Here is a 3,855-nt window from a genome sequence, read left to right as displayed (position 1 = left end):
TTTGCTCCACCCAGGCGTAGGGAATCTCTACCGCGCTGGCGGTGGAAATGACGCGGTCGTAGGGGGCGCGCTCGGGGCATCCCAGGGTGCCGTCACCTGTAACGACTGCGACCGGATATCCGGTCCTGCATAGGACCTGCCGGGCGTGCTCGGCGATCTTATCGTCTACCTCGACGGTGGTGATATGCCCGGGATGGGCTTTCTGTGCGAGAAAGGCGGCATTATAGCCGGTTCCTGCTCCAATCTCTAGGAGGTTCATGCCTGCCCGCACGTCAAGCAGATCGATCATCTTCTTCATGACCGATGGCGCACTACTTGAGCTGGTCGGGATGACGCCCTTACCGTCCTGGAGTTCCCCGTCGTCGGCCTGGGTGACAATCGAATCATCGCTGCTGACCAGGGTCAGCCATCGTTCAGGATCGTCAGATCGGCGCAGTGGCACCATCCACCCGTCGCCCCGTCTGACCCAGATAACGTCAGGGATGAAATCTTCCCGCCTCACGCCTTCCCCGTTCCCTTGCATGTCGAGCAGGTCACGGTTTCTGTTTTCTGTTCTTCTTTACCATCGGTGGCGACAGTGATCGTTCCGTTTCCTCCACATCGCGGACAGTCCGGAGGGGGCGTCGAGTGTTTCCCCATGGATCTCCTAACGAAGGTGTGGTGAAAGAGGTAAATTTCCAAGCTGTCAGCCGGGGAGCGCCAGCGGGGACGTCCGGATGAAGTGCTCGGTCTCGGCGATCAGCTCACGGGCGGTAGGAGAGCTGACGAGGGTTGGGGTTGTCAAGACGCCGTGGACACGGCGCACCGCTTGTCGGATCGAGGCAATATGAAGATCGACTGGGAGATCGAGCACTGGGCGGAGTGCGTCCTGAGCACCGTCGAGATTGCCGTTTCGGGCTCGGGCAAGGCCGAGCGCGCCCCGAGACAGGGCTTCGTTGCCGTAGCTGCGCTCGTCTCCAGCTGCGGACTCGTGGGCGTCGACGGCGGCAACCGCGGCTCGTTCGGCGTCGGCGGGCTGGTCGGGCAACCAGACATAGGCGTCGGCCGCATAGTAGAGCTGACGCGGAAACGTGAACGTCATTTCGCCGCCGATGTCGTCCAAGTCATCGGGCATCACCCGTTCGCGAGCCTCAGCGGCGAGGCGGATAGCCTGGGTTGCGGCGTCGGCACTGCCCTGCGCGGCATGTATACGTGCTTCGAGGGAGGGCAGCCAGACGGCGACGGTGCCGGAGACGGGGCCAAGGGTTGCGGCAAGCTGGCAGTAGCGGGCGGCGTCGGCTGTCCAGCCTGCCCAATAGGCGGTCAACGCTTGGACGCCGCGTATGAATATCTTCAGCGGCTCATGACCCGCGTGGTCCGCGCAGAAGTAGGCGGCTCTCGTGTGCGTGATTGCGGCCTGCGGCTTACCGACTTCGTTGCAGATGGCCGCAACCAGTGCTGTAGTCGCACCAGTGAGGAGGTACAGGTCTCGGGAGGGGTGTTGACGGTTTTCCAGTAGTCGGTAGGTGAGATCCTGCAAGGCAAGCAGGTCGGGGAAGAAGGTCGGTATCGGCTGGGTGGGGACAGCGCGGGCGATGCGGCGTAGTTCGTCGTGGATCTCGTCGAGCATGGCCGGGCCGAGGTCGGGCCGTTCCACAAGGAGGAGAAAGTCACGGGTTCGGCGGAGGGACATAGAAATCTCTCTTGTCCACGCCGGGTCGGAACTGTCGGCACCTGATCGCTTCTGGTCATCCCGTACATGGGGGCTGGTGTATGACCCGGCGGTGTCGGCGTGGGCGGGCATGAGTGCGGAAACGACGGAAGACGACTTAGAGTTATCGAATCCTCTCGAAGCGTAAGAGTTGATGGCAGGTGCAAACAGGCTGTCTACAGGGTAGTAGAACATTTTTTCGAGGACTCGGCACGCAACCGGGTAGGGCCGGCGGGCGACCTTTCCAGACAGCCATCGTTTGGCCTGCCGTTCGCTGACCTGGGGCATGCCGTCCGCCGACCTACCAAGCGCCTTGGCGGTCTGCTCGAAGTGGCGGCGGAAGTCGGTCACGCTCCAACAGCGTTCGTGGACGAGACGGGCAAGCAGGTTCGGGGCCTCGTCAGCGCCAGGGGAGATCATGCCGCACCTCTTCGCAAACAGTCGTGGCGTCTACCTCACGGTACGACACAGATCCGGCACGTATTGCTGATGGCACCGAGAAGGCCGGGGTGACACCAGCAGGTCACCGTCACGCATGGTGATCTGTCACTATTCGACGCGATCGGGTGCACCGATAGTGATGCCCGGCGGTTCCTGCCGGGTTGGCCTTCGTGTCCTCGGCGGGCGCCGTGAACGGTTCCGGGTGGGCTGTTCCACGGGGGTGGGGCCTGCCCGGGGCCACCTTGTGATCACGAGATGAGGGGGGTCCTGGCCGTGGGCCGGTGGGAGGACGAGCATTTTGCCCGGTTGGAGTGTGAGGTGCCGGTGCGGGGGCGGGATCGTCTGGCCTGGTGGCGGACGGCGCGGGCCGGCCTGGGGGCGGTGGAGGTGGCCGCGGTGCCGGTCGGCGTGCTCGGGCTGCTGGATGCCCCGGGGGTAGCGGTGCGGCACGGCCGGATCCCGGCGGGGGCGGGGTTGCTGTTCGAGGCCCGCGAGTGGGCGGTGTTCCTGGCCGGGGTGCGCCGGGGTGAGTTCGGGTTCGCCCGGTTGGCGGCGTTGCCGGTTCCCCCGGCTGCCGGTGCGGGGGCCGGTGATGGGTGAGCGTGCCAGCGTCGGGGATGGGACGGGGTCGGGCTGGTCGGAGGCATGGTCACGGATCCTGGCCGGCACGGGGGCGGATCAGGCGGCCACGGTGTGGGTGGTGGCGGTGGTCGACGGGCCGGACCGGGACGTGGACGGGGTGGTCGGCTACTTCGCCACCCCCCGGGACGCGGACCGGCATGCCCGCGCCCATGGGTATGGGGAGTGGCTGGTGGTGCCGGCGTTGGTGCTGCACCGGCCGGATGATCCGGTGGTGGTCCTGTGACCGGATGGCCGTTGCTGGTCCTGGACGGCGACGGTGTACTGATCACCAGCTTTCCGCGGGCGGAGTTCGACCGGGCCCACCGGTGGGCGCATGCCCGGGCCGGGGAACCGGTGGTGGAACTGCCCATCCTGGTGGAAGACCTGCTGGTACGGGTGACGTGGACGATCGGGCGGACCTCGTGCACGGCAACCCGCTGGGGGGTGCTGCCGGACGGGCCGGCACCACGGCTGGGTTGTCTGCTCCACGGTGGCGCCCGGCCGGGGCGGGAGACACGGTGACCCGGCTGTGGGACGTGCAGGCCGGCAACGTTCCGGACGTGGAGCTCCCCGGTGGCGACGGGCTGCTTCTGGCCGGGCCGGTGCTGGAGGTGGACTGTAACCGCGCTGTGCAGGTGAGGGTCCGGCCGGTGGAGGACGGGCCGTTGCTGCCCGCGGCGGTGGTGGCCACGGCACAGGACGGGGTGGCCACGGTGACGGCGCACCCCCGGACCTGCCCGCCGGGGAACACCCGGCTGGCGTTTCTGCTCGGCCGGTACATCCACGGGGACCGGGTGGCGGCCGGGGTGGACATGCCGGTGGTCACGGTCGGCTGTGCGCTGCGACCCGAGGAGTTCGGGGGTGGCGGGCTGATGCCGGTGTCGCATCGGGTCCGGCTGCTAGGCGGACGGGGCCGGTGGGTGGAACACACGGTGTGGGAAGTGATGTCCCTGCCCCGGTACGCCGCCTTGACAGCGGGGAAGCGGCTATGAGCCCAGACGCGAGGAACGGCGATCCGCCAGGCCGGATGTGGACGATCAAGCAGGGCAGGATTCCCCGGTGGGGCCGCTATCTCGGCGGCCGGACGGGCGACGGGTTTCTCA

At 67.1% G+C, this 3,855-nt stretch carries 6 protein-coding genes; 4 read left to right on the top strand and 2 right to left on the bottom strand.

Annotated elements, in window-relative coordinates:
* Together AC08OX_RS15745 and AC08OX_RS15740 are read right to left on the bottom strand one after the other, a co-directional pair.
* Positions 1-502: methyltransferase domain-containing protein (locus tag AC08OX_RS15745; RefSeq protein WP_476608506.1), on the bottom strand; the 502-nt coding region annotated here is incomplete at its 3' end.
* A 183-nt stretch (positions 503-685) separates the two neighbouring features.
* Entirely contained in the window at positions 686-2,110 is a 1,425-nt protein-coding gene (locus tag AC08OX_RS15740) for a hypothetical protein (protein WP_476608505.1), read from the bottom strand.
* 276 nt (positions 2,111-2,386) lie between these two features.
* Here AC08OX_RS15740 and AC08OX_RS15735 point away from each other — a divergent pair, with 276 nt between their 5' ends.
* Genes AC08OX_RS15735 through AC08OX_RS15720 form a run of 4 tightly spaced genes read left to right on the top strand, consistent with a single transcriptional unit; the run spans position 2,387 to position 3,744 of the window.
* Positions 2,387-2,731, top strand: a complete 345-nt coding sequence (locus AC08OX_RS15735) for a DUF397 domain-containing protein (protein WP_476608504.1) — start codon at positions 2,387-2,389, stop codon at positions 2,729-2,731.
* Positions 2,724-2,996, top strand: coding sequence for a hypothetical protein (locus tag AC08OX_RS15730; RefSeq protein WP_476608503.1), 273 nt, complete (start codon positions 2,724-2,726; stop codon positions 2,994-2,996). The genes AC08OX_RS15735 and AC08OX_RS15730 overlap by 8 nt, the downstream gene beginning before the upstream one ends.
* The gene (locus tag AC08OX_RS15725; RefSeq protein ID WP_476608502.1) at positions 2,993-3,274 is read left to right on the top strand and encodes a hypothetical protein; all 282 of its coding nucleotides are present in this window, start codon (positions 2,993-2,995) and stop codon (positions 3,272-3,274) included. Before AC08OX_RS15730 ends, AC08OX_RS15725 begins: the two co-directional genes overlap by 4 nt.
* Positions 3,271-3,744 (top strand): hypothetical protein, encoded by a 474-nt coding sequence (locus AC08OX_RS15720; protein ID WP_476608501.1) that lies wholly within the window; start codon positions 3,271-3,273, stop codon positions 3,742-3,744. The genes AC08OX_RS15725 and AC08OX_RS15720 overlap by 4 nt, the downstream gene beginning before the upstream one ends.
* The last annotated feature ends 111 nt before the right edge of the window (positions 3,745-3,855 follow it).

The sequence above is a fragment of the Frankia sp. CoBUL1 genome, assembly GCF_978021245.1.
The sequence above is the reverse complement of the archived record's forward strand: the minus strand, read 5'-3'. Positions and strand labels throughout refer to the sequence as shown.

Coding starts and splice junctions, on each gene's coding strand:
- AC08OX_RS15735 (WP_476608504.1), top strand. CDS start 2,387: ATGAGGGGGGTCCTGGCCGTGGGCCGGTGGGAGGACGAGCATTTTGCC.
- AC08OX_RS15740 (WP_476608505.1), bottom strand. CDS start 2,110: ATGATCTCCCCTGGCGCTGACGAGGCCCCGAACCTGCTTGCCCGTCTC.
- AC08OX_RS15730 (WP_476608503.1), top strand. CDS start 2,724: ATGGGTGAGCGTGCCAGCGTCGGGGATGGGACGGGGTCGGGCTGGTCG.